We start from the raw sequence: 21,182 nt of genomic DNA, 5'->3' as shown, positions 1-21,182 counted from the left end.
GAGGACAAGGGGTGGGATGAGCGTCATCGACGAGCTGCGGATGAGGCCTGCGGCGGCGGTCGGGGCACGGCGGTGGGACGCGTCGCTCGCTGTCCGGCTCGTGCTGGCCGTGACCGTGATCTCGACCCTCCTGATCGGCGCCAACCTGGCCACCCCGCTCTACCCGCTCATCCAGGCCGAGCTCGGCCTGTCCCCCTTCGCCGTCACGGTCGCCTTCGCGTCCTACGTCGTGGCCCTGATCGGCGGGCTGGTCCACGCCGGCCACTGGTCGGACCACATCGGACGGCGGGCCGCACTCGTCCTCGCCGTCATCCTCGGGCTCGCCGGCGCCGCGCTCTTTGCCATCGCCACCTCGCTGCCGATGCTCGCCGCCGGACGCATGCTCCAGGGCGGGGCCGTCGCCCTGGCGACGGGCGCCAGTGCTGCCGCGCTCCGCGACCTGCTGCCGGCCCGCCCGGACTGGGCCTCCCGGTTCACGCTCATGGCCTCGGCCGGCGGGGTCGCTGCCGGCCCGGTGATCGGTGGACTGCTTTCACTCCTGCCCTCGCCCACGAGGACCCCGTTCGTCGTGTACCTCGTGGCGCTCGCAAGCCTCCTGATCCCGCTGGTGCTGCTCCGCGCGCGCCCGGCGATCAAGCCCGTAGCGGCCGGGAAGCCCCTGGCCGTCCTGCGGCCGCGCAGGCCGGCCGTGTCGAGGGAGGCGCGCCGCTCCTTCTGGACGGCGTCGTCCGTCGGGTTCCTGAGCTTCGCGGTGTTCGGGTTCACCCTCAGCCTCGCGCCCACCTGGTTCGCGGGCATCGCCGGGACGACCTCCCGTCCGCTGATCGGCCTCCTCGCCGCGCTCGTGCTCGGCTCCTCCGCCGTCAGCCAGCTGGTCTCGCCGCGCGGACGGTTCGTGGTCCCCGCGGGACTCGCCGGGATGGCGGTGGGCGTGGGCCTCCTGCCCGTCGCACAGCAGACCGGCAGCCTCCCCCTGCTCATCGGGGCGTGCGTCGTCGCCGGGTTCGGCCAGGGCATGGCCTTCCGGGTGGTCTTCAACGAGGTATCCGTGAAGGTCGACCCGGCCCTGCACGCGCAGACGGTCAGCGCCGTCTACGTCATCACCTACCTCGGCAGCGCCGTCCCGGTCCTCGGCCTCGGCGCTGCCGCGGGCACCTGGGGCCTGAACGCCTCGGTCACCGTCTTCGCGCTGGCGATCTGCGCGGTCTGCGCCCTCCTCGCCGCGGGCTCGCTGGTCCTCCGGTCCAGGGCTCCGCGCTGACCCTGCCGGCCCCACTGACCCTGCCGGCCCCGGCGGCCTCGTCCCGGCCTGTTTGTAGGCTGTAGGCATGTCCGAGACCCCCGCGCCACCCGTTCAGCCCCCGTCCACCACCGGCGGGGGTCCGGGCACGGGCACCGATTCCGCGCCGCTCGTCGTCGGCCTCGACATCGGTGGCTCCAAGACGCACGGCGCGCTCTGGCGCGGCGAGCGGCTCGTCGCCGAGGCGAAGGCGGGAAGTGCCAACGTCCAGAACGTCACCACGGAGACCGCCGCCCGCAGCCTGGGCAAGCTGTTCCACGCACTCCTGGAGGGCGCTGACGCGGGCGCAATCGCGCGGGTCGTCGCAGGCTCCGGCGGGGTGGACACGGCCGCGGACGCCGACCGCCTCCGCGCACTGATCGCACCCCACGCGCCGCACGCCGTCATCGAGGTGGTCCACGACACCCGCCTCATCCTCGCGGCGGGAGGGGCCCACGCGGGCATCGCCGTCATCGCCGGTACCGGCTCCGTGGCCTGGGGCGTCACCCGTGACGGCCGGCAGGCACGCTCCGGGGGCTGGGGCTACCTCCTCGGTGACGAGGGCAGCGGGTACTGGGTGGCCCGTGAGGCGGTCCGCCGGGCCCTGCACCGGCACGACGTCGGGCAGGCCCCCGACGCCCTCGACACCGCGGTGCTCGCCCTCAACGGCGTCGCCACCCCCACCGAACTCATCGGCATGTTCCACTCGGGCGCCGGGCGCACCTACTGGGCGGCGCAGTCCCGTGCGGTGTTCGACGCCGCACGGGACGGCGACCACGACGCCGCGGCCATCCTCGACCGCGTGGCCACCGACCTCGCGCGCCTCGTGCTCGACGTCGCCTCCGTGATCGGGGTGCCAGGACCCGTGGTGCTGGGCGGCGGGCTCGCGATGCATCAGCCGGCACTGCAGGAGCGCCTCCGGACGCGGCTCGCGGAGGAGGGCATCACCGACCTCGTGGTCCTCGACGAGGACCCCGTGATGGGTGTCCGGTTCCTCGTGTGACGCAGGCATCACCAACCCGCGGTGTTGTCTGCTCCGAAGGCATGGTTAGACTCAGAACCTTCGACAGCTTGAACTGACCCGCTGCGCGCCTTGTGCAGCGACCTACCAGACGGCAAGCAGGAACCGCATGGGTGCGGTCCGTGGGCGCAGCCCGGCCGAGAAGCTCCTGCCACGAAAGGCACAGCTGCCATGACACCCCCCGAGCAGGCCGGCACCCGGCACCAGATCGAATTCCGCGGCGTCACCAAGACGTACGACGGCGGCCGCCCCGCGGTGGACGACCTCACCATGGACATCGAGCGCGGGAAGATCACCGTCTTCGTCGGACCCTCGGGCTGCGGCAAGACGACCTCCCTGCGCATGATCAACCGCATGGTCGAGCCGACGTCGGGCCTGATCCTGGTGGACGGCCAGGACGTCTCCCAGCAGAAGGCCTCCGAGCTGCGGCGCTCCATGGGGTACGTCATGCAGTCCTCGGGCCTCCTGCCGCACCGGTCCGTGCTCGACAACATCGCGACGGTCCCGCGCCTCAACGGCGTCCGGAAGGCCGAGGCCCGGGCACGCGCGAAGGAGCTCCTCGCCGTCGTCGGCCTCGCGCCCGAGCTGGGCGGGCGGTACCCCGGGCAGCTCTCCGGCGGGCAGCAGCAGCGCGTCGGCGTCGCACGGGCGCTCGCGGCCGATCCTCCCATCCTCCTCATGGACGAGCCCTTCAGCGCCGTCGACCCCGTGGTCCGCGCCGAACTGCAGGAGGAGCTGCTGCGCCTGCAGCGGGACCTCGCCAAGACCATCGTCTTCGTCACCCACGACATCGACGAGGCGACCGTCCTCGGCGACAAGGTGGCCGTCTTCGCCGTCGGCGGACGCCTCGCGCAGTACGCAGCCCCCGAGGAGATCCTCCGCGCCCCCGTCGACGACTTCGTGGCCGGGTTCGTAGGGCGCGACCGCGGCTTCCGCCACCTCTCCTTCCAGCCTGGCGCGGGCGTCACCGTCCATCCTGTGGAGACCATCGAGGCCGATCAGCTCGCCGATCCGACCGTGTCGGTGCGCTCGCCGTGGACGCTGCTGGTCGACGCCGACGGACGCCCGCACGGGTGGGTGCCGCAGGCCACCCGCGACAGCATCGCCCGGCAGGCCGACGCCGTCCCCGGGGGATCCCTCTACACGCGCGGCGACACCCTGCGGCGGGCGCTCGACGCCGCGCTCTCGTCGCCGTCGGGCCTGGGCGTGACGGTCGACGACGACGGCCGTGCGGTCGGCGTCGTCCATGCGGCCGAGGTCTTCGAGCTCATCGAGGCCGCCCGGCTCGACCGGGGCCGCGCCGACCACAACACGGCGGTCTAGCCATGGACTGGTTCCTCGCAAACCTCGACTTCGTCTGGCTGCACACGCGCCTGCACCTCTTCCAGGCCATCGTGCCACTGCTCCTCGGGCTGCTCGCCGCGGTGCCGTTCGCGCAGCTCGCACGGCTCAACCCCGTCGTCGGATCGATCCTGCTCACCGGGTCCTCGATCCTCTACACGATCCCGTCCCTGGCGATGTTCGTGTTCCTGCCCGTGGTGCTGGGCACCCGGGTCATCGACCCGGTCAACGTCATCGTGGCCCTCGCGATCTACGCCTTCTCGCTGCTCGTGCGGTCCACGCTCGACGCGCTGAACTCGATCGACGACGGCGTCCGGCAGGCAGCCGTCGCCGTGGGCTACACGCCTGTCCGCCGGTTCCTGACCGTGGACCTCCCGCTCTCGCTGCCCGTGCTCTTCGCCGGGCTGCGCGTCGTCTCCGTCACCAACATCTCGCTCGTCAGCGTCGGCGCGCTGATCGGCGTGCCGAGCCTCGGGACGCTGTTCACGGACGGCCTGTTCCGGTCCTTCCCGACCGAGATCGCCGTCGGGATCATCATCATCCTGCTGCTCGCGCTGGTGATGGACCTCCTGCTCGTGCTCGCGGAGCGGCTCCTGACGCCGTGGACGCGGAAGGTCTCGGCCGGCGGTGCACCGGACGCGGAGATCGTGGCCCTCGAGGCGAAAGTTGCGGGTGCCTGATGGACTACACGAGTGACAACCTCTTCGTGCAGATGTGGGAGTGGCTGACCGCGCCCGCCAACTGGGAGGGTGAGCGCGGCATCCCGGTGCGCGTCGTCGAGCACCTCGGCTACACCAGCCTGACGATGCTCATCGCCCTCGTGATCGCCGTCCCGATCGGCCTCTACGTGGGCCATACCGGGCGCGGACGCATCGTGATCGTCTCGGGCGTGGGCATCCTCCGCGCCCTGCCGACGCTCGGCCTGGTCTTCCTGTTCGTCCTGCTCGCCGGCCTCGGCCTCATGCCGCCCATCTGGGCGCTCGTGCTGCTCGCCGTACCGCCCCTGCTCAGCGGCATCTACGCCGGGATCTCCTCGGTGGACCGCACGGTGGTGGACGCCGCGCGGAGCATGGGCATGGGGGAACGGCAGATCCTGCTGCGGGTCGAGGTGCCCAACGGGCTCCCGGTGATCCTCGGGGGAGTGCGCGCGGCCCTGCTGCAGGTCATCGCGACCGTCGCCGTCGTCGCCTTCATCAACCTCGGCGGGCTCGGGGTCTACCTCGTCGAGGGGACACAGCTCGCCGACTACGGGCGTCTCTTCGGCGGCGCCGTGGTCATCACGGTCCTGGCGATCGCCGTCGATCTGCTCATGGGACTGCTGCAGAGAATCGTCATCTCACCCGGACTCCGGACCTCGGATCGGGTGAGGGCTCAAGGATCTGGCCGGCAGAAGGCCGTCGCCAGTGCACAAGGAGGAACAACATGAAGAACCTGTCAGCACAACGCGCCGGACGGCGCGCTTTGATGGGACTGGCTGGCGGCCTGACGGCCGCGCTGGCGTTGACTGCCTGCGGTGCCAACAGCGACCCCCAGGGTGAGACACAGGACACGGCCGCTGCGGACGGCGGCTCCGTCGTCGTCGGTTCGGCCGACTTCCCCGAGAGCCAGATCGTCGCCGAGATCTACGCGGGAGCGCTCAACGCCGCCGGTGTCGAGGCCACGACCAAGCTCAACATCGGCTCGCGGGAGATCTACTACACCGCACTGGAGGACGGGTCGGTCGACATCATCCCGGACTACAGCGGCAACCTGCTGCTCTTCGCCGACCCGGAGGCGACCGCCGAGTCCGCCGAGGACATCTTCGCCGCCCTCCCGGACGCCCTGTCCGCGAAGTCGCCCGACGTGAACCTCTCGGTGCTGGAACCCTCGGAGGCGGAGAGCAAGGACGCCCTCGTGGTGACCGCGGCGACCGCCGAGAAGTACAGCCTCAGCTCGATCGAGGACCTCGCGAAGGTGTGCGGTGAGATCGTCATCGGCGCGCCCAGCACGTTCCAGGAGCGCGCCTACGGCCTGCCCGGCCTCAAGGCGAAGTACGACTGCGAGCCCGGCGGGTTCGAGGCCATCAACGACGGCGGTGGGGACATCACCCTGCAGGCCCTCCTGAACGACGACGTGCAGGCGGCGGACATCTACACGACGACGCCGTCGATCGACGACAACGATCTCGTGGTCCTCGAGGACCCGGAGAACAACTTCATCGCGCAGCAGGTCCTTCCGCTCATCAACACCGACACGGTGAACGAGGAGGCGCAGAACGTCCTCAACGAGGTGTCGGCCCAGCTGACCACGGATGACCTGCTGTCCCTGAACCGCGAGGTCAGCGGCGACGAGAAGCGGAACCCCGCGGACGCGGCGGCCGACTGGCTCGCCGAGAAGGGCCTCGCCGGCTAGTCCTCCGGCAGGCCGTTCCATCCCGGCAGGGGCCCGCTGTACGGCATTGCTAAGCCGCGCAGTGGGCCCCTGCTGTGGCATCCTGAAGAGATGGCCACGTACAAGCAGTCCGGCAAACTCCAGAACGTCCTCTACGACATCAGGGGGCCGCTGCTCGAGCACGCCATGACCATGGAGGCCCAGGGGCACCGCATCCTGAAGCTCAACATCGGCAACCCCGCGCCGTTCGGTTTCGAGGCGCCCGACGCCATCCTCGTGGACATGATCCGCAATCTTCCCGAGGCGCAGGGCTACAGCGACTCCCGCGGCATCTTCTCGGCGCGCACGGCCGTCGTGCAGTACTACCAGAGCCGCGGCATCAACTCGATCCACGTCGACGACGTGTACCTCGGCAACGGCGTCAGCGAACTCATCACGCTGTCCATGCAGGCCCTGCTGAACGCGGGCGACGAGATCCTGATCCCCACGCCGGACTACCCCCTCTGGACCGCGTCCGTGGCCCTCGCCAGCGGCACCCCCGTCCACTACCTCTGCGACGAGGACAACCACTGGTGGCCCGACCTCGAGGACATCGCGTCCAAGATCACGCCCAACACCAAGGGCATCGTCCTCATCAACCCGAACAACCCGACCGGGGCGGTGTACCCCCGGAGCATCCTCGAGGGGATCGTGCGGCTGGCACGAGAGCACGAACTCATCGTGTTCGCGGACGAGATCTACGAGAAGATCCTCTACGACGACGCCGTGCACATCAACGCCGCGTCCGTCACGGGCGACGACGTCCTCTGCCTGACCTTCAGCGGACTCTCGAAGGCGTACCGCATCGCCGGTTTCCGCAGCGGCTGGATGGCCATCTCCGGGCCCAAGCGCGACGCCGCCGACTACATCGAGGGCATCAACCTCCTCGCCAACATGCGCCTGTGCGCGAACGTCCCGGCCCAGCACGCCATCCAGACCGCGCTCGGCGGCCACCAGAGCATCAACGACCTCATCCTGCCCGGGGGTCGCCTGCGTCAGCAGCGTGACAAGGCCGCGCAGATGCTCAATGCGATTCCCGGCGTCAGCTGCGAACTGGCGCAGGGCGCCCTGTACCTCTTCCCCAAGCTCGACCCGGAGGTCTACCCGATCAAGGATGACGAGCAGTTCGCCCTGGACCTCCTCAAGCAGCAGAAGATCCTCATCTCGCACGGCAGCGCCTTCAACTGGGTCAACACCGACCACTTCCGCATGGTGACGCTGCCGAGCGTCGAGGTGATCGAGGACGCCGTCGGGCGCCTCGCGGACTTCCTGTCCACCTACAAGCCCTGAGCAGTTCCGCCCGACCCGCAGGAGGCCCCATGCCGTCAGGAACCGACACCACCGCTGAGACGCGCCGGCTCCTGCTGGCGGGACCGGACTTCTCGCTCGCGGCCGTCGACCCCCGCTCCACGCCCGGCTTCGACGGCGGGAAGAAGCAGGGCGCCGAGGCCCTCGCCGCGGGAGCGGACGCACTCGCGTCGCTGCAGGAGAAGCTCTTCGCCGAGAGCCGGGCCGGCAGCGACCTCGCCGTGCTGCTCATCCTGCAGGGGATGGACACCTCCGGCAAGGGCGGGGTCGTCCGCCACGTCGTCGGGCAGGTGCACCCGCAGGGGGTCCAGCACCACGCCTTCAAGGCCCCGACGGAGGAGGAACAGCGGCACAGCTTCCTCTGGCGCGTCCGCCGCCGGCTGCCGGCCCCGGGCATGATCGGGGTCTTCGACCGGTCGCACTACGAGGACGTCCTGATCCACCGCGTGCGTGCGCTGTCGCCGGCGGCCGAGGTGGAGAAGCGGTACGCGGCCATCCGGAAGTTCGAGGACCAGGTGGTGGGCGCAGGCACCCGGGTGGTCAAGGTGATGCTGCACATCAGCGAGGACGAGCAGAAGGCGCGGCTCGCCGACCGCCTCGACCGCAAGGACAAGTTCTGGAAGTACAGCCCCGACGACATCGAGGACCGCGCGCTCTGGCAGCAGTACCAGGACGCCTACCAGGTGGCCGTCGAGCGGACGAGCGCGGCGGATTCCCCCTGGTACGTCGTACCCGCCGACCGCAAGTGGTACGCCAGGCTCGCCGTGCAGCACCTGCTCACCGCGACGCTGGAGGACATGCAGCTGAGCTGGCCGCGGGCATCGTTCGATGTCGCAGCGGAGCAGCAGCGGCTGCACTCGTCCTGACCTGCTGACCCGCTGAGGCCGACGGCGCGGGGGCAGGTGAGGACCAACGACGGAGCCCGGAAGGACACATGAGCGAGGCACGCAGGCGGGAACTCGGCGATTCGGACGCCCCGGTCGAGGACGAACTCAAGGAGTCGTTCGACAGGACCGTGGACGAGGGTGCCGATCGGCTCCAGCGGACCCTGAGGAACATCATCGTCACCGGGCTGTTCGGCGGGTTCGAGATCGGGCTCGGCATCATGGCGTATCTCGCCGTGCTGCACGAGACCGGGAACGAGCTCCTTGCGGGGCTCGCTTTCGGCGTCGGGCTCGTCGCGCTGCTCCTCGCGCACAGCGAGCTGTTCACCGAGAATTTCCTGATGCCGGTCGCCGCGGTCGTGGCCAAGGAGGGCAGCATCGCCCAGCTCGCGAAGCTGTGGGGCGGCACGCTCGTTGCGAACCTGGCCGGCGGGTGGATCTTCGTCTGGATCGTCATGCAGGCCTTCCCCCAGTGGTCCGGGACCGTGAGCAGGAGCGCCCACCACTTCGTCGACGCGCCGTTCTCCCTGCAGACCGTGGCCCTGGCCGTCCTGGGCGGGAGCACGATCACCCTGATGAGCCGCATGCAGCAGGGCACGTCGAACGATGTCGCGAAGATCGTGGCGACGATGATCGGCGGGTTCCTGCTCGCGGGCCTGCAGCTCTTCCACTCGATCCTCGATTCCCTCCTGATCTTCGCCGCCATCCACTCCGGAGCGGACATCGGCTACGACCAGTGGCTCGGCTTCTTCGGCTACACCCTGCTGTTCAACATGCTGGGCGGACTCGTCCTTGTCACCCTGCTGCGGCTCGTGCGCACGAAGGAACTGATCCAGGAGCGCCGTGCGGAAGCACCCACCGATCCCGAGGCACCACACGGCCGGTGAGTCCTTCGACCCGACGGGTCCTCGCCCTCGGATTGTCCGCGCGGTATCCCGGCGCTACTTGCCCTCGGCCTTGTCCCGGGCCGCGGCCAGCCTGGCCTTGGCGCCCTCGAGCCACGCCTCGCAGCGGTCGGCCAGGGCCTCGCCGCGTTCCCAGAGCGCGAGGGACTCCTCGAGACTCACGCCCCCGGCCTCCAGCCGGGAGACGACGGCGACGAGCTCCTCCCGGGCCTGTTCGTAGGACAGCGTGTCCACTGTGGCGGGGCTGGGGTCCGGCTGCTGGTTGTCCGACATGGCATGGTCCTCGTCTGCTGGATGGCCCGTGTCCGGGCCTCGGTGTGTATCAGGGGATTGTCTGGGGGTGGTCCGGCTCGGCGCGTGCGGTCAGGACCGCGGCGTGCGCCGTCCTGCACGCCGCGTCACGACGCTTCCGGCGGCGCCGGCAGGTCACCGATGGCGGCGCCGAGCAGCCCGCCGGCGACGCGGATCCGCACGGCATCGCCGCGCTCCACGTCGTCGGGGGTCCTCACCACGTGCCCGTCCGGGCGCTGCACGACGGCGTACCCACGGTCGAGGGTGTTCTGGGGCGAAAGGGAGCGCACGCGCTCGCGGAGGTGGTGGACCGCGTCGGCGTCGCGTTCCACTGCGGCCGTGGTGGACCGCAGGGCGCGCGACCGCAGGCGCTCGACGTCGGCCTGCCGGACGTCGATCATCCCCTCGGGCCGTGCCAGGGAGGGGCGGGAGCGCAGGTTCGCGAGGCTCTCGCCCTCGCGGTGCACGAGGACGCGGATGGACCGCTCGAGTGCCGCACGGGCCTGGCCGATCCGCCCGAGCTCCTCCGTGACGTCGGGGACCACGCGCTTCGCGGCGTCCGTGGGCGTGGAGGCCCGAAGGTCCGCCACCTCGTCGAGCAGGGGCCGGTCCGCTTCGTGCCCGATGGCGCTGACCACGGGCGTGGTGGCCATGGCGACGGCCCTGACCAGGGACTCGTCGCTGAAGGGCAGGAGATCCTCGAGGGCGCCGCCGCCCCGGGCGATGATGATCACGTCCACGTGCGGGTCCGCGTCGAGCGCCGCCAGGGCCCCGGTCACCTGCGCCACGCTGTTCACGCCCTGGACGGCGACCTCCCTGACGTCGAACTCGACGGCGGGCCACCGCAGCGCTGCGTTCCGCATCACGTCCTTCATGGCGTCCGAATCGCGTCCGGTGATGAGTCCGATGCGGTGGGGGAGCAGCGGCAACCGCTTCTTGCGGGCCGGCGCGAACAGGCCCTCCGCCGCCAGCGACTGCCGCAGTCGTTCGATCCGGGCCAGGAGGTCACCGATCCCGACCGGCCGGATGTCGATGGTCTGCATCGACAGACGCCCGGTCTTGACCCAGAAGTCCGGCTTGAGGCGCGCCACCACACGGGAACCCCGGTCCAGGGGGGAGGACACGCGATCCATGACGCTGCCGTAGACCGACAGGGAGAGCGACACCTCGGTGTCGACGTCCCGGAGGGTGATGTAGCACATGCTGGCACGGCGGTTGAGCTCGATGACCTGCCCCTCGACCCACGCCGCAGGGGCCCTGTCGATGTGCGCCTTCAGCTTCTCCGAGAGCAGGTGGAGCGGCCACGGGGAGTCCGGCGACGTCTCCGCCGCCGTGGCGGGGACGGTCGACGTCGCCCGTGCCCCACCGGCGTCAGGGGAGTCGCCGGAGTCACCGGAGCCACCGGAGTCACCGGAGTCACCGGAGCCACCGCCGGGCCGCGCCCGCATTCCCTCGCTCGTCATGGGTGTCCTGTCCTCGAATGGGTGCTGCGGCGTCTGATCGTGGAGTCCGCACTGTCCATCTCTACCATCCCTCACCCCCGGAGGCAGCGACCGCCGGGGTATGTGCGCCCGCGGGACGGTGACACCGGCACGGGACCCCGGTGAGGTCGGAGCAGGCATAATCGTGACCTCACCCCACGGTAAGGAATCCATGCGGACCGTCGCCTCTGCCCTGCTGGCCCTGCTCGCGCTCATCGCCACCGCCGGCGGCCTGGCGTGCGCCTGGGTGGACGGGAACCTCGTGGAGGAGTCGGGGTTCATCGCACTCGCCGCACCGCTCGGTCAGGATGCCCAGTTCCAGGAGGCCCTCACGGCTTCCGTCGCCGAGGACTTCACCACGCGCAGCGGTCTTCCGGACCAGTTCGACACCCTCGTGGAACCGCTCGTCAGGGACGCGACGGCGGCGGTCACGGCGTCCACCGGCTATCCGGCAGCCTGGGCCGAGGTTCTTCGCCGCTCCCACGCCTTCACCATGGCCCACGCCGCGGACCCGACGGAACCGGGGCCGGCTCTCCTGACGCTCGACCTGGCGCCGGTCGCGGGTCTCGTGGCCGACAGCGTGGGCGGAAGCCTGGGGATCGATGTCCCGGTCCCCGAGGACACCACCATCGCCATCGGTTCCATCGAACGCAGCGGAGCGCTCGGCGTCGTGGTGGATACGGTGCAGTCCTGGCCCCTGTACCTCGCCGGTGCGGGCGTGCTGGCCGTGCTGGCCCTGGTGGTGGCGCGACGGCGCGGAACAACCCTCGCCCTGCTGGGACTCGGGGTGGTGGTCATCGGCATCATCGGGACCCTCGCCGTGGGCTGGGTCCCCACCGCAGCGGGCCGGGTACCAGGGACGGGTGCTGTCGCCGACGTGTTCCTCGGCGGCCTCGCCGACCGGGTCGGCGCCGGCATCGCGGCCGACAGCGTGCCGGTGGTCGTCGCCGGACTCGCCGCGATCGCCCTCGGCGTTGTGGCGCAGCTCGCCTCCGGTCGCAGGCGCCGGGCTTAGCTCACAGCGGACCGGCTCCGGATCACGCGGGCCCGGCTCGCCGAGCCGGTAGAATCGCCGCATGACCAGCACCACCGTTCAGGTCCCCATGCCCACCATCCCGCGCAGGCGCCGCACGCCTGCGGACGTGCTCGCCGCCGCGCCTGTCGCGGGGGAGAGGAAGGTGCTGCTCGCAGCCCCTCGCGGGTACTGCGCAGGCGTGGACCGGGCGGTCATCGCCGTCGAGAAGGCCCTCGAGCACTACGGGCCCCCGGTGTACGTGCGCAAGCAGATCGTGCACAACCTCCACGTCGTCTCGACGCTCGAGGCGAAGGGTGCCATCTTCGTCGACGAGACGGACGAGGTCCCCGAGGGGGCGCTCGTCGTCTTCTCGGCCCACGGCGTCTCACCCGCGGTCGTGCAGTCGGCGGAGGACCGCGGGTTGCGCACCATCGATGCCACCTGCCCCCTCGTGACGAAGGTGCACAAGGAGGCCCAGCGCTTCGCCAAGGACGACTTCGACATCCTGCTGATCGGCCACGAGGGCCACGAGGAAGTGGAGGGGACGGCCGGCGAGGCCCCCGACCACATCCAGATCGTGAACGGGCCGGAGGACGTCGACAAGGTCCAGGTGCGCGACCCCGAGCGGCTCATCTGGCTCTCGCAGACCACGCTGAGCGTCGACGAGACCATGCTGACCGTGAACCTCCTCAAGGAGCGCTTCCCCACGCTCCAGGATCCGCCGAGCGACGACATCTGCTACGCCACGTCCAACCGGCAGGCGGCCATCAAGAAGATCGCACCGCAGACGGACCTCGTCATCGTGGTGGGGTCGGCCAACTCCTCGAACTCCGTCCGCCTGGTGGAGGTCGCGCTCGAGTACGGTGCTCAGGCTGCGTACCGCGTCGACTTCGCGAACGAGGTGGACGAGTCCTGGTTCGAGGGCGTGGCGACCGTCGGCATCTCCTCCGGAGCCTCCGTGCCGGAGAACCTCGTGCAGGACGTCCTGCGGCTGCTCGCGGAGTACGGCTACGGCGAGGTCGAGGAAGTCGTGACAGCGCAGGAGGACATCATCTTCTCCCTGCCGAAGGAGATCCGCGCAGCCCTCAAGGCGATGGGGGACCCGTCGCAGGGCCGGGGTGGACGCGGGCCGGACCGGACCTCGCTGAACTGACCTCCCCGCGCAGTGCGGAGCGGCGACAGGCCGTCCGACCGCAGCGCCGGGTGCAGTGGTCCTAGCCCGCCGTGCCGTCGAGGAGTTCGTGGGCGGTGAGGGATCGCGGCGTCGCGTCGATGGAGGCGGCCGCCTCACCGGAGGCCGCCGCACTGCCCACCCGCTGCGCCCGCGCGGTGCCGAGCAGGCTCACGTCGGCGCTGTGTCCGGCGGCGTCGGATCCTTCGGCCGCCGCGTCGACGACGTCGAGTGACGCCGAATCGAAGGCGCCGATGCGCCGGGCGGTCGGCAGGACCCTCGACTCGAGTGCGCCGACGAAGGAGTTGTACCGCTCCACCGATGTCTTCAGGGACGCCCCGAGGCGGGTGACGTGCCCGCCCATGGTGCCGAGGCGCTCGTACAGCTGCTTGGACAGGTCGAACAGTTCCCGCGCGTTATCGGTGAGGACGGCCTGGCGCCAGCTGAAGGCAGCCCCCTTGAGGATGCCGAGCAGCGACACCGGCGAGGCGAGGGCGACGCTGCGACTGAAGGCGTAGTCCAGCAGTTCAGGATCCGCGCGGAGGGCCTCCGACAGGACGGACTCGACCGGGATGAAGCAGATGACGAGCTCGGGGGAGTTCGTCGCCCCCTCCCAGTACTTCTTACGGGCCAGGGCGTCGACGTGCGCCCGGAGCGCCTTCCCGTGCTGCTTCAGCAACTCCGCGCGCCGTGCCTCGAAACCGGCAGCGGCGCCGGCGTCCGTGGACGCGTCGCCCGCGCCCGCCAGTTCCTGGGCGGCGAGGAAGGCGCTCAGGGGCACCTTGGCGTCGATGACGATCTGCTTGTCGCCCGGAAGCTGCACCACCATGTCGGGCCGCGCCGTCTCGCCGTCACTGCCGGCCGAGACCGAGACCTGCTCCAGGAAATCGACCCGTGACAGCATGCCCGCCGCCTCGACGACGCGCCGCAACTGGATCTCGCCCCACTGGCCGCGCGCACTGTTGCTGCGCAGCGCGCCCGCGAGTGAGTGCGTCGTCGACAGCAGCAGGGCGTCCGCTTCCCGTGACTCCTCGAGCTGCCGGGCGAGCTGCCCGTACTGCTCCACGCGGTCGCGCTCCAGCAGGCCCACCTGCTGCTGGACGTGCGTGAGCTTCTCGGCGACCGGGGCGAGGGCACGCAGGACGTCGTTGTCCGTCGACGTCCGGCCGGTCAATTCGCGGTTGTGCTGCTGCAGGAGGTCCCGCTGCGCTGCGGCCGCCGCGAGGCCCGTCGTCGTGCTTCCGAGGCGGGCGGTCGCGTCGTCGAGCTCCGCACGGAGCTCCTCGGCGCGGGCCCGGAGGGAGCGTGCCACCAGGAAGGCGCCGACGGCGCACCCGAGGACGAAGGCGAGAATGTCGAGGAGGACGGTGGTTGTGCTCATGCCCACACTGTCGCAGGAAGCTCCGACATTCCTCGCCATCGCCCATCGACGACACCGCGGGACTGCCGCTCGATGCCCGGTAGACTTGTCTCCCGTGGCTCTTACTATCGGCATCGTCGGACTGCCCAACGTCGGCAAATCAACCCTCTTCAACGCGCTGACGCGCAACAACGTGCTGGCGGCGAACTACCCGTTCGCGACGATCGAGCCGAACGTCGGCGTGGTCAGCCTGCCCGACCCGCGCCTGGCGCAGCTCGCCGAGGTCTTCGGGTCCAAGCAGATCCTGCCGGCGACCGTGTCCTTCGTGGACATCGCCGGCATCGTGAAGGGCGCGTCCGAGGGCGAGGGCCTCGGCAACCAGTTCCTGGCGAACATCCGCGAGGCCGAGGCGATCGCCCAGGTCATCCGGGTGTTCGACGACCCCGACGTCATCCACGTCGACGGCAAGGTGGACCCGCGCTCCGACATGGAGACCATCAACACCGAACTGATCCTCGCCGACCTGCAGACGCTCGAGAAGGCCATCCCGCGCGTCGAGAAGGAAGTGAAGATCAAGAAGCGCGAGGCCGCGCAGCTGACCGCCATGCAGGCCGCGCAGTCCGTCCTCGAACGTGGCGACACGATCTTCGCGTCGGTCACCAGCGACAAGCTGGAGATGGAGCACCTCCGCGAGCTCAGCCTGCTCACGGCCAAGCCCTTCATCTACGTGTTCAATGTGGACGACGCCGTGCTCGGCAGCAAGGACCGACAGGCCGAGCTGCAGCAGCTCGTCGCCCCCGCCGACGCCATCTTCCTCGACGCCAAGCTCGAAGCCGACCTCGTGGAGCTCGACGAGGCCGAGGCCCGCGAGATGCTCGAGATGAACGGCCAGGACGAGTCGGGCCTCGACCAGCTCGCCCGCGTCGGCTTCCACACGCTCGGCCTGCAGACCTACCTCACCGCCGGCCCGAAGGAAACCCGGGCCTGGACGATCAGGAAGGGTGCGACGGCGCCGGAGGCCGCAGGCGTCATCCACTCCGATTTCCAGCGGGGGTTCATCAAGGCCGAGGTGGTGCATTTCGAGGACCTCATGGCTGCCCGGACCATGGCCGAGGCCAAGTCCCGGGGCAAGGTGCGCATCGAGGGCAAGGAATACGTCATGTCCGACGGCGACGTGGTCGAATTCAGATTCAATGTCTAGGTCTCGACCAATTGCTTGAGGAAGGCCCGGGGTGCTGATTGCATCCCGGGCTTTCCTGTCGTCGCTGCATCGGCGGATGGGAACGCAACTCACTTCCGTGACGGTGATTGCTCCCGCCTCGGTGGGGGCTCGAAGCGCGCTAGCCTGAACGTCATGGACCGGAGAGACATGGATGATGCCGCGACGCTCATGACCCTGCTGCGTCGTGGGAAGCACCCCTCATCGATACGTGGGTTGCTGTCGGGATGGGACATGCTGCAGGCCGACGTCCCTTCACGGAAACAGATGGAGACGGCAATCTCGATCCTGGTCGGCTCCGGCCTTGCTGAGGTGGACTCATCCTGGGGGATGCGGCTCACGGAGGAGGGCGGACAGCTCCGGCGGTCCGTGAAGGGTTCTGGGGGGATGCGGCTGATACCGAGGGCAATCAGCGATCTACTGGCAGGACGTGAGTTGGGCCGTGCACCGCTGACTCTGCCTGAGTCGGTCTTTGATCCGGCGCGCGAGGATTATCTGGACACTGCCCGTCGCAGGGCTGAGCACCAATCACGACATCGCTGGTGGTGGCCCGCCCCATTCAGGCGCCCGCATAACGGTGTCCGCTGAGGGGCCAGTCAGCAACGAGGCGCACCACCGCCCACCGCTTTTCTCGGTGAGCGCCGGTTCGGGGTCCACCGCCCGTCTGGTCGGATCTGCAGGACACTCCCGTCCCGGCCGGACGATCACCCTTCCGGAACGGTGCCTACCTGCCGTGCTGGCACACCCACGACCACTGCCCCTGCGGGAACGTCCTTCGTGACGACCGCCCCGGCGCCCACCACGGCCCCATCGCCGATCGTCACGCCCGGCAACACCGTCACGTTGGCACCGAACCACACGCCCGAGCCGATCACAACGCGGGCCGGGTGCATGTCGGCCCGTCGGCTCGGCAACATGTCGTGGTTCAGGGTCGTGATCACGGCATTGTGGCCGATGAGGGAGCCATCACCGATGTCGATACCGCCCTGGTCCTGGAACCGGCAGCCGCTGTTGACGAACACCTCCGCGCCGAAGCGGATGTTCTTGCCGAAGTCAGCGCTGAACGGCGGAAAAAGTTGGAAGGACCCGGGGACCTCGCGCCCGGTCAGCTCGCTCATCAGGGCGCGCACCTCGTCGGGGGAGTGGTACCGCCCATTGAGCTCGGCGGTGATGCGCAGCGACTCCTGGCTCGCGGCGTGCATAGCCTCATGGTGCGGTGAACCTCCGGGGATCGTCTCCCCGGCGTTCAAAGCGGTCAGGAGCTCGTCGAGACCCGGTATTTCGGCCATGCACCAACGGTATCGTGCCCGTGCCGCACCCTGAGGGCGCAAGCAGATGGATTCAACAGAAGCACCCTGATTGCCGGGGGCGGTCTGCTTCGACGAGTTCGGCGCCGATTCCACCCGTGGCCAAGCTTCATACCGTAGCCTGAGGGGGCCGCTGCTGGTCCCACAGACCGGGGAGAAGAATGAAACGAGTGCGCCCGCGCCGATCGCTGCTGATCGGTATCCTGATCGTCGTGGCCCTGCTGGGAATCACCGGCATCGCCTCCTGCGCCGTTCAGGACGCCTCGGAGGGAACCCGTTCCGAGGCTCCCGCCACAACCCCGGCCCGTATCAACGGCTACCGGAACGTCGGCTACTTCCCCCAGTGGGGGATCTATGCGCGCCAATTCCCGATGAAGGCCCTCCAGGACTCGGGTGCCGTCGAGAACATGAGCCACATCAACTACGCCTTCGGCAACATCCACCACGAGACGCTGACCTGCTTCGAGGCGAACAAGGCTCAAGGAAGCGGTCCGGACGGCTCCGACGGCGCCTCCGATGCGTGGGCGGATTACGGCATGGCGTACGACGCCGCCGGCTCCGTTGCCGGCATCGGCGACACGGCCACCCAGCCGTTGGCCGGGTCCTTCAACCAGCTCCGGCAGCTGAAGGCAGCCAACCCGGGGCTGCGTGCGGTGATCTCCCTCGGCGGGTGGACCTGGTCGAAGAACTTCTCGCGCGCCGCGGCCACCGACGAATCCCGCAAGGCGCTCGTCGCCTCCTGTATCGACCTGTATATCAAGGGAAATCTTCCGGTGATAGACGGCAGGGGAGGGAGCGGGGCTGCGGCCGGCATCTTCGACGGGATCGACATCGACTGGGAGTGGCCCGGCAGCGACAACGGTCTCGACGGGAACGGCGTGGACGCCGAGAACGACGCCGAGAACTTCCGGCTGTTGCTGAGGGAGTTCCGGGAGCAGCTCGATGCCTATGGTGCCCGCACGGGGGCTTCCTATTCCCTGAGTGCCTTCCTTCCCGCGAATCCGGTGGATATCGAGGTCGGCGGCTGGAACGACCCGGAACTGTTCGAGTATCTCGACTTCGGAAACATCCAGGGCTACGACCTGTGGGGGACCTGGGATCCGGGGCTCACCGGCCATCAGGCAAACCTCTTCGACGATCCGCAGGATCCGCGCCCCGACCGTGAGCGATTCTCCGCGGACCAGGCAGTGAAGGCCTATCTCGATGCCGGAATCGATCCCGCCCAGCTGGGGCTCGGCCTCGCGATGTTCGGCAGGGGCTGGGTGGGTGCCGACTCCGCGGAGCCCTGGGGCGCAGCCACGGCACCCGCGCCGGGCGTCGAAGAGCCCGGCCTCCAGGATTACGACGAAGTGCGCGAGGTCGGCGAGGAGTTCACCGACCCCGCACTCGGGGCGGCCTGGCGGTTCGACGGCGATCAGTGGTGGAGCTATGACAACCCGGAAACCGTGCGCCTCAAGAGCGACTACATCCTGGAGAAGGGGCTCGGCGGTGGCATGTGGTGGGACCTGGCGGGCAACCGGGACGGTTCGCTCCTGGCCGTGCTGTCCGATCGGCTGCGCGATGCTCCCCGAGGCCCGGCCCGCGACCGGGTGACGCCGGAGATCGCGGTCCAGCCTTCCGGTACGCCGAAGGCGGCGCCGGGTACGCCGGGTGCCACGCCGGCAGGCGTAGCCTCACTGTCCGCCCAGGAGGCTGCGGACGCCGAGCCCGTGGCCTGGGACGAGGACGGCGTCTACACCGAGGGCCGTCGGGTGATCTTCGAGGGCGAGGTGTACCGGACGCAATGGTGGACCCGCGGTGATGTTCCCGGCGTCGAGCAGTGGGGCCCGTGGAGGCCGGCGGACGGCTGACCGCCGAGGGTCGGGGCAGAGCCGACCGTCGACCACTCGGACCCCTGGTCAGGACTGAGGCTTCCCGTCGTTCCAGAGCTGGCCATCCTCAACCGTGAGGCCGATGGATGTCGTCCAGGACGGCGCCCAGAGCGTCAGCGATCACGTGCGGGGCTTCAAGCGGGCTGGTGTGGCCGCCGGGGGCGATCAGGAGATCGCCCTTCTGGCGGATCACGTCCGCGACGCCTCCCGCCAGGACGTAGTCCCGGGCGCCGCCCACGGCACGCCACGGGATCTGGAGTTCTCCCACCAGGTGCACTGCGTCGCGGGGGGCCAGCAGGACAGAGGTCAGCGTCTGCCGGATGCGGGTCCGGCCCATGGCCGACACCCGTGCGGCCATCCGGCCGGCCACGTCGGGATGATCCACGAGGTACTCGGGGCCGATCAGGGATCGGGCGGCCATGCGTCCGTATGCGGTTGGCGGGAATCCCGCGGCGAGGAGAGCCCGTTGGGCCTGGAACCCGATTCGTGTCGGTCCATGGGTTCGGACAAGGGGCGTGTTGGACAGCACGAGACCACGGACAAGATCCGGGCGGGCCACAGCCAGGCGTAGCCCCACCATGCCGCCCCAGCTGTGGCCGACGATCACCACCGGCGGGGCGTCCTCGGCTGTCAGGGTCGCTGTGACGGCGTCCATCGCCGCATCGAGACTGGTCAGGCCGGCCGGGTCGCTGGTGCCGTGTCCGGGCATGTCGAGTATCACGGCCCGGATGTCGGATCGGAGTTTCAGCACGTCGTCCCACAGGGTGTGATCCATGAAGACGCCGTGCAGGAGCAGTACGGTCGGAGGACGACCCGCCCGCCGGTACGCGGCCAGGCGACTACTCATCGCCGAACCCTCCTGTCGCGGGAGGCTCCCGCGAGACCCACCGCTGATATCCCGTGGTCGGACGCCGTGCCGGGGTTCTGTCTCACCGCCGGACCATCAGATCAGGGCGACCACCTAGGGGGCGGCCCGTAGCGGCGGCGGGTTCCAGCTCCCGTCGAGTGCCGCGGGTTGCGGGGCGTACAGGCGCATGCAGAGGTTGAACGGCCCCTTCGGTGCCGGCAACCAGTTGGTCTCGGCCTCCGGGCCGGGGGACTCGTGCTGGATGAGGATCTCGAGGGAGCCGTCGTCCGCGGATCGGAGGCCGTCACGGTCGCCGATCGCGTACCGGTCGATGGCGTTGGCGACCTGGAACCCCTCCTGGTCGTACACCGTCACCGACCAGAACGCGTCGACGGGCGGATGCTGCCCGGCATCGAAGTGCAGGACGTACTTGTGGGACCCATCGGTCGGGTTGCCGTCGGCGTCGGCGAACTGCAGCGGGTAGATGGCGTCGTCCACGTTGTTGGCACCGAGCCCGATCATCGCGACGATGGCGCGCTTGAGGTAGAAGTTGCCGTAGACGCCCATCGTGTCGGTGTTCATCCCCCACCCGTTCGCAACACGGGCAAGGGTCGGCAACAACGCCGTCATGCGCTCCTGCATCTCGGCGGGCACACCCTCGATGGCTGCGGCGACGGCCTCGGGCACCCGGCTCGGGTCGAACGTCTCACCCGCCACGATGCCGAGACGCCTCAGGCGCGCCAGCATCGACCAGTCGGTCACGTGCGGCGGATGGGACTTCAGGAGTTCGGCCGCCAGCGCGAAGTAGGCCGCACCACTCAGCGCGTTGACCTGGCGCAACGGTTCCGTGTCCATGTCGACGGTCGGATCGACGTCGACGGTCACCGGCTTCGGCTCGCCGCCCCACTGGTCCAGCGGTGTGACGACGAAGCCGTCCTGCACGTGGCTCACGGCGTCGTAGTCGGCCGGCCCGTTGGTCTGGGTCCGTCCGATGACCCACACTGCGGGCGTCGGTGCGTGAATGGCCGAGACCCCGTCCGGCAGCTCTCCCGTCCAGCCCGGCGGGATGACGCCCCAGTGCGCGGCACCGGTACCGGACGTGCGCCAGCCCGGAGCAGCAAAGGCGTCGGACCACATGTCGTACATGGGCAGCAGGTAGTAGCGTCCGTCAGTGACCGGTGCCGTCACGACGACCGGCCCGGTGGTGAGGTCCAGCCACGCCGAGGAGTACAGGGTGTCGAAGTTCGGACGGACCACGGCCCGGAACTCCGCGTCCGGGAACCGACGGACATGGACGAAGGTGTTCTTCGGCCCGTGGCCCATTCCCTGGCCCAACGGACTGTTCGTCACCTGCCGTCTCGTCAGCTCCATCGTCAGCAGGGGATAGAAATAGGCATATCCCTCGCGTGCGATCCGACGCAGGTCGAACTGGGGCTCGGCAGGCATATCGGTTGTCATGGGGTCGAGTCTCGG

General features: G+C 69.7%; 19 protein-coding genes. 13 read left to right on the top strand and 6 right to left on the bottom strand.

Annotated elements, in window-relative coordinates:
• Nucleotides 1-16 precede the first annotated feature (16 nt).
• The 9 genes from IWX63_RS01990 to IWX63_RS01950 all read left to right on the top strand — a co-directional run bounded on the left by IWX63_RS01990 (nucleotide 17) and on the right by IWX63_RS01950 (nucleotide 9,129).
• The gene (locus IWX63_RS01990; protein ID WP_199276454.1) at nucleotides 17-1,261 is read left to right on the top strand and encodes an MFS transporter; all 1,245 of its coding nucleotides are present in this window, start codon (nucleotides 17-19) and stop codon (nucleotides 1,259-1,261) included.
• Nucleotides 1,262-1,328: 67 nt separating this feature from the next.
• Complete coding sequence (locus IWX63_RS01985; RefSeq protein WP_199276453.1) at nucleotides 1,329-2,282, top strand: N-acetylglucosamine kinase; 954 nt, start codon at nucleotides 1,329-1,331, stop codon at nucleotides 2,280-2,282.
• Between the two features lie 189 nt (nucleotides 2,283-2,471).
• On the top strand, nucleotides 2,472-3,623 hold the full coding sequence (locus IWX63_RS01980) for an ABC transporter ATP-binding protein (protein WP_199276452.1): 1,152 nt from the start codon (nucleotides 2,472-2,474) through the stop codon (nucleotides 3,621-3,623).
• Between the two features lie 2 nt (nucleotides 3,624-3,625).
• The gene (locus tag IWX63_RS01975) at nucleotides 3,626-4,321 is read left to right on the top strand and encodes an ABC transporter permease (RefSeq protein ID WP_199276451.1); all 696 of its coding nucleotides are present in this window, start codon (nucleotides 3,626-3,628) and stop codon (nucleotides 4,319-4,321) included.
• The gene (locus IWX63_RS01970; protein WP_199276450.1) at nucleotides 4,321-5,067 is read left to right on the top strand and encodes an ABC transporter permease; all 747 of its coding nucleotides are present in this window, start codon (nucleotides 4,321-4,323) and stop codon (nucleotides 5,065-5,067) included. The genes IWX63_RS01975 and IWX63_RS01970 overlap by 1 nt, the downstream gene beginning before the upstream one ends.
• Entirely contained in the window at nucleotides 5,064-6,032 is a 969-nt protein-coding gene (locus IWX63_RS01965; protein WP_199276449.1) for an ABC transporter substrate-binding protein, read from the top strand. Before IWX63_RS01970 ends, IWX63_RS01965 begins: the two co-directional genes overlap by 4 nt.
• Before the next feature lie 90 nt (nucleotides 6,033-6,122).
• Complete coding sequence (locus IWX63_RS01960) at nucleotides 6,123-7,340, top strand: pyridoxal phosphate-dependent aminotransferase (protein ID WP_199276448.1); 1,218 nt, start codon at nucleotides 6,123-6,125, stop codon at nucleotides 7,338-7,340.
• Between the two features lie 29 nt (nucleotides 7,341-7,369).
• Nucleotides 7,370-8,224 (top strand): PPK2 family polyphosphate kinase, encoded by an 855-nt coding sequence (locus IWX63_RS01955; RefSeq protein ID WP_199276447.1) that lies wholly within the window; start codon nucleotides 7,370-7,372, stop codon nucleotides 8,222-8,224.
• A 68-nt stretch (nucleotides 8,225-8,292) separates the two neighbouring features.
• Complete coding sequence (locus IWX63_RS01950) at nucleotides 8,293-9,129, top strand: formate/nitrite transporter family protein (RefSeq protein ID WP_199276446.1); 837 nt, start codon at nucleotides 8,293-8,295, stop codon at nucleotides 9,127-9,129.
• 54 nt (nucleotides 9,130-9,183) lie between these two features.
• On the opposite strand, the gene IWX63_RS01945 is transcribed toward IWX63_RS01950, so the two are convergent.
• Both IWX63_RS01945 and xseA read right to left on the bottom strand, forming a co-directional pair.
• Nucleotides 9,184-9,420 (bottom strand): exodeoxyribonuclease VII small subunit, encoded by a 237-nt coding sequence (locus IWX63_RS01945; RefSeq protein WP_199276445.1) that lies wholly within the window; start codon nucleotides 9,418-9,420, stop codon nucleotides 9,184-9,186.
• Nucleotides 9,421-9,545: 125 nt separating this feature from the next.
• Nucleotides 9,546-10,901 (bottom strand): exodeoxyribonuclease VII large subunit, encoded by a 1,356-nt coding sequence (gene xseA / locus IWX63_RS01940; RefSeq protein WP_334685552.1) that lies wholly within the window; start codon nucleotides 10,899-10,901, stop codon nucleotides 9,546-9,548.
• A gap of 163 nt (nucleotides 10,902-11,064) precedes the next feature.
• Between xseA and IWX63_RS01935 the strand changes: the two genes are divergently transcribed.
• Entirely contained in the window at nucleotides 11,065-11,934 is an 870-nt protein-coding gene (locus IWX63_RS01935) for a hypothetical protein (protein WP_199276444.1), read from the top strand.
• Between the two features lie 61 nt (nucleotides 11,935-11,995).
• Entirely contained in the window at nucleotides 11,996-13,087 is a 1,092-nt protein-coding gene (locus IWX63_RS01930) for a 4-hydroxy-3-methylbut-2-enyl diphosphate reductase (RefSeq protein ID WP_199276443.1), read from the top strand.
• Nucleotides 13,088-13,148: 61 nt separating this feature from the next.
• Here IWX63_RS01930 and IWX63_RS01925 read toward each other — a convergent pair whose 3' ends face one another.
• Nucleotides 13,149-14,486 (bottom strand): DNA recombination protein RmuC, encoded by a 1,338-nt coding sequence (locus IWX63_RS01925; RefSeq protein ID WP_199276442.1) that lies wholly within the window; start codon nucleotides 14,484-14,486, stop codon nucleotides 13,149-13,151.
• 94 nt (nucleotides 14,487-14,580) lie between these two features.
• On the opposite strand from IWX63_RS01925, the gene ychF reads away from it, so the two are divergent.
• Entirely contained in the window at nucleotides 14,581-15,666 is a 1,086-nt protein-coding gene (gene ychF / locus IWX63_RS01920) for a redox-regulated ATPase YchF (protein WP_199276441.1), read from the top strand.
• 722 nt (nucleotides 15,667-16,388) lie between these two features.
• Here ychF and IWX63_RS01915 read toward each other — a convergent pair.
• The gene (locus IWX63_RS01915) at nucleotides 16,389-16,973 is read right to left on the bottom strand and encodes a DapH/DapD/GlmU-related protein (protein WP_442859079.1); all 585 of its coding nucleotides are present in this window, start codon (nucleotides 16,971-16,973) and stop codon (nucleotides 16,389-16,391) included.
• Between the two features lie 188 nt (nucleotides 16,974-17,161).
• Between IWX63_RS01915 and IWX63_RS01910 the strand changes: the two genes are divergently transcribed.
• Nucleotides 17,162-18,841: a glycosyl hydrolase family 18 protein gene (locus IWX63_RS01910; protein WP_334685551.1), complete on the top strand. Its 1,680-nt coding sequence runs from the start codon at nucleotides 17,162-17,164 to the stop codon at nucleotides 18,839-18,841.
• An 88-nt stretch (nucleotides 18,842-18,929) separates the two neighbouring features.
• On the opposite strand, the gene IWX63_RS01905 is transcribed toward IWX63_RS01910, so the two are convergent.
• A complete protein-coding gene (locus IWX63_RS01905) occupies nucleotides 18,930-19,709 on the bottom strand; it encodes an alpha/beta fold hydrolase (RefSeq protein ID WP_199276438.1) in 780 nt (259 codons plus the stop codon).
• Nucleotides 19,710-19,823: 114 nt separating this feature from the next.
• A complete protein-coding gene (locus IWX63_RS01900) occupies nucleotides 19,824-21,167 on the bottom strand; it encodes a DUF1254 domain-containing protein (protein WP_199276437.1) in 1,344 nt (447 codons plus the stop codon).
• Nucleotides 21,168-21,182: the final 15 nt, after the last annotated feature.

The organism is Arthrobacter sp. CAN_A2, assembly GCF_015752045.1.
Lineage (GTDB): Bacteria > Actinomycetota > Actinomycetes > Actinomycetales > Micrococcaceae > Arthrobacter_D.
Note: the sequence above shows the minus strand (reverse complement) of the source record. Positions and strands in the feature narration are given on the sequence as shown.

Excerpts from the sequence above, each read along its gene's own strand:
- IWX63_RS01990 (WP_199276454.1), top strand. The coding sequence starts at position 17 with ATGAGCGTCATCGACGAGCTGCGGATGAGGCCTGCGGCGGCGGTCGGG.
- IWX63_RS01985 (WP_199276453.1), top strand. The coding sequence starts at position 1,329 with ATGTCCGAGACCCCCGCGCCACCCGTTCAGCCCCCGTCCACCACCGGC.
- IWX63_RS01980 (WP_199276452.1), top strand. The coding sequence starts at position 2,472 with ATGACACCCCCCGAGCAGGCCGGCACCCGGCACCAGATCGAATTCCGC.
- IWX63_RS01975 (WP_199276451.1), top strand. The coding sequence starts at position 3,626 with ATGGACTGGTTCCTCGCAAACCTCGACTTCGTCTGGCTGCACACGCGC.
- IWX63_RS01970 (WP_199276450.1), top strand. The coding sequence starts at position 4,321 with ATGGACTACACGAGTGACAACCTCTTCGTGCAGATGTGGGAGTGGCTG.
- IWX63_RS01965 (WP_199276449.1), top strand. The coding sequence starts at position 5,064 with ATGAAGAACCTGTCAGCACAACGCGCCGGACGGCGCGCTTTGATGGGA.
- IWX63_RS01960 (WP_199276448.1), top strand. The coding sequence starts at position 6,123 with ATGGCCACGTACAAGCAGTCCGGCAAACTCCAGAACGTCCTCTACGAC.
- IWX63_RS01955 (WP_199276447.1), top strand. The coding sequence starts at position 7,370 with ATGCCGTCAGGAACCGACACCACCGCTGAGACGCGCCGGCTCCTGCTG.
- IWX63_RS01950 (WP_199276446.1), top strand. The coding sequence starts at position 8,293 with ATGAGCGAGGCACGCAGGCGGGAACTCGGCGATTCGGACGCCCCGGTC.
- IWX63_RS01945 (WP_199276445.1), bottom strand. The coding sequence starts at position 9,420 with ATGTCGGACAACCAGCAGCCGGACCCCAGCCCCGCCACAGTGGACACG.
- xseA (WP_334685552.1), bottom strand. The coding sequence starts at position 10,901 with ATGACGAGCGAGGGAATGCGGGCGCGGCCCGGCGGTGGCTCCGGTGAC.
- IWX63_RS01930 (WP_199276443.1), top strand. The coding sequence starts at position 11,996 with ATGACCAGCACCACCGTTCAGGTCCCCATGCCCACCATCCCGCGCAGG.
- IWX63_RS01925 (WP_199276442.1), bottom strand. The coding sequence starts at position 14,486 with ATGAGCACAACCACCGTCCTCCTCGACATTCTCGCCTTCGTCCTCGGG.
- IWX63_RS01915 (WP_442859079.1), bottom strand. The coding sequence starts at position 16,973 with ATGGCCGAAATACCGGGTCTCGACGAGCTCCTGACCGCTTTGAACGCC.
- IWX63_RS01905 (WP_199276438.1), bottom strand. The coding sequence starts at position 19,709 with ATGAGTAGTCGCCTGGCCGCGTACCGGCGGGCGGGTCGTCCTCCGACC.
- IWX63_RS01900 (WP_199276437.1), bottom strand. The coding sequence starts at position 21,167 with ATGACAACCGATATGCCTGCCGAGCCCCAGTTCGACCTGCGTCGGATC.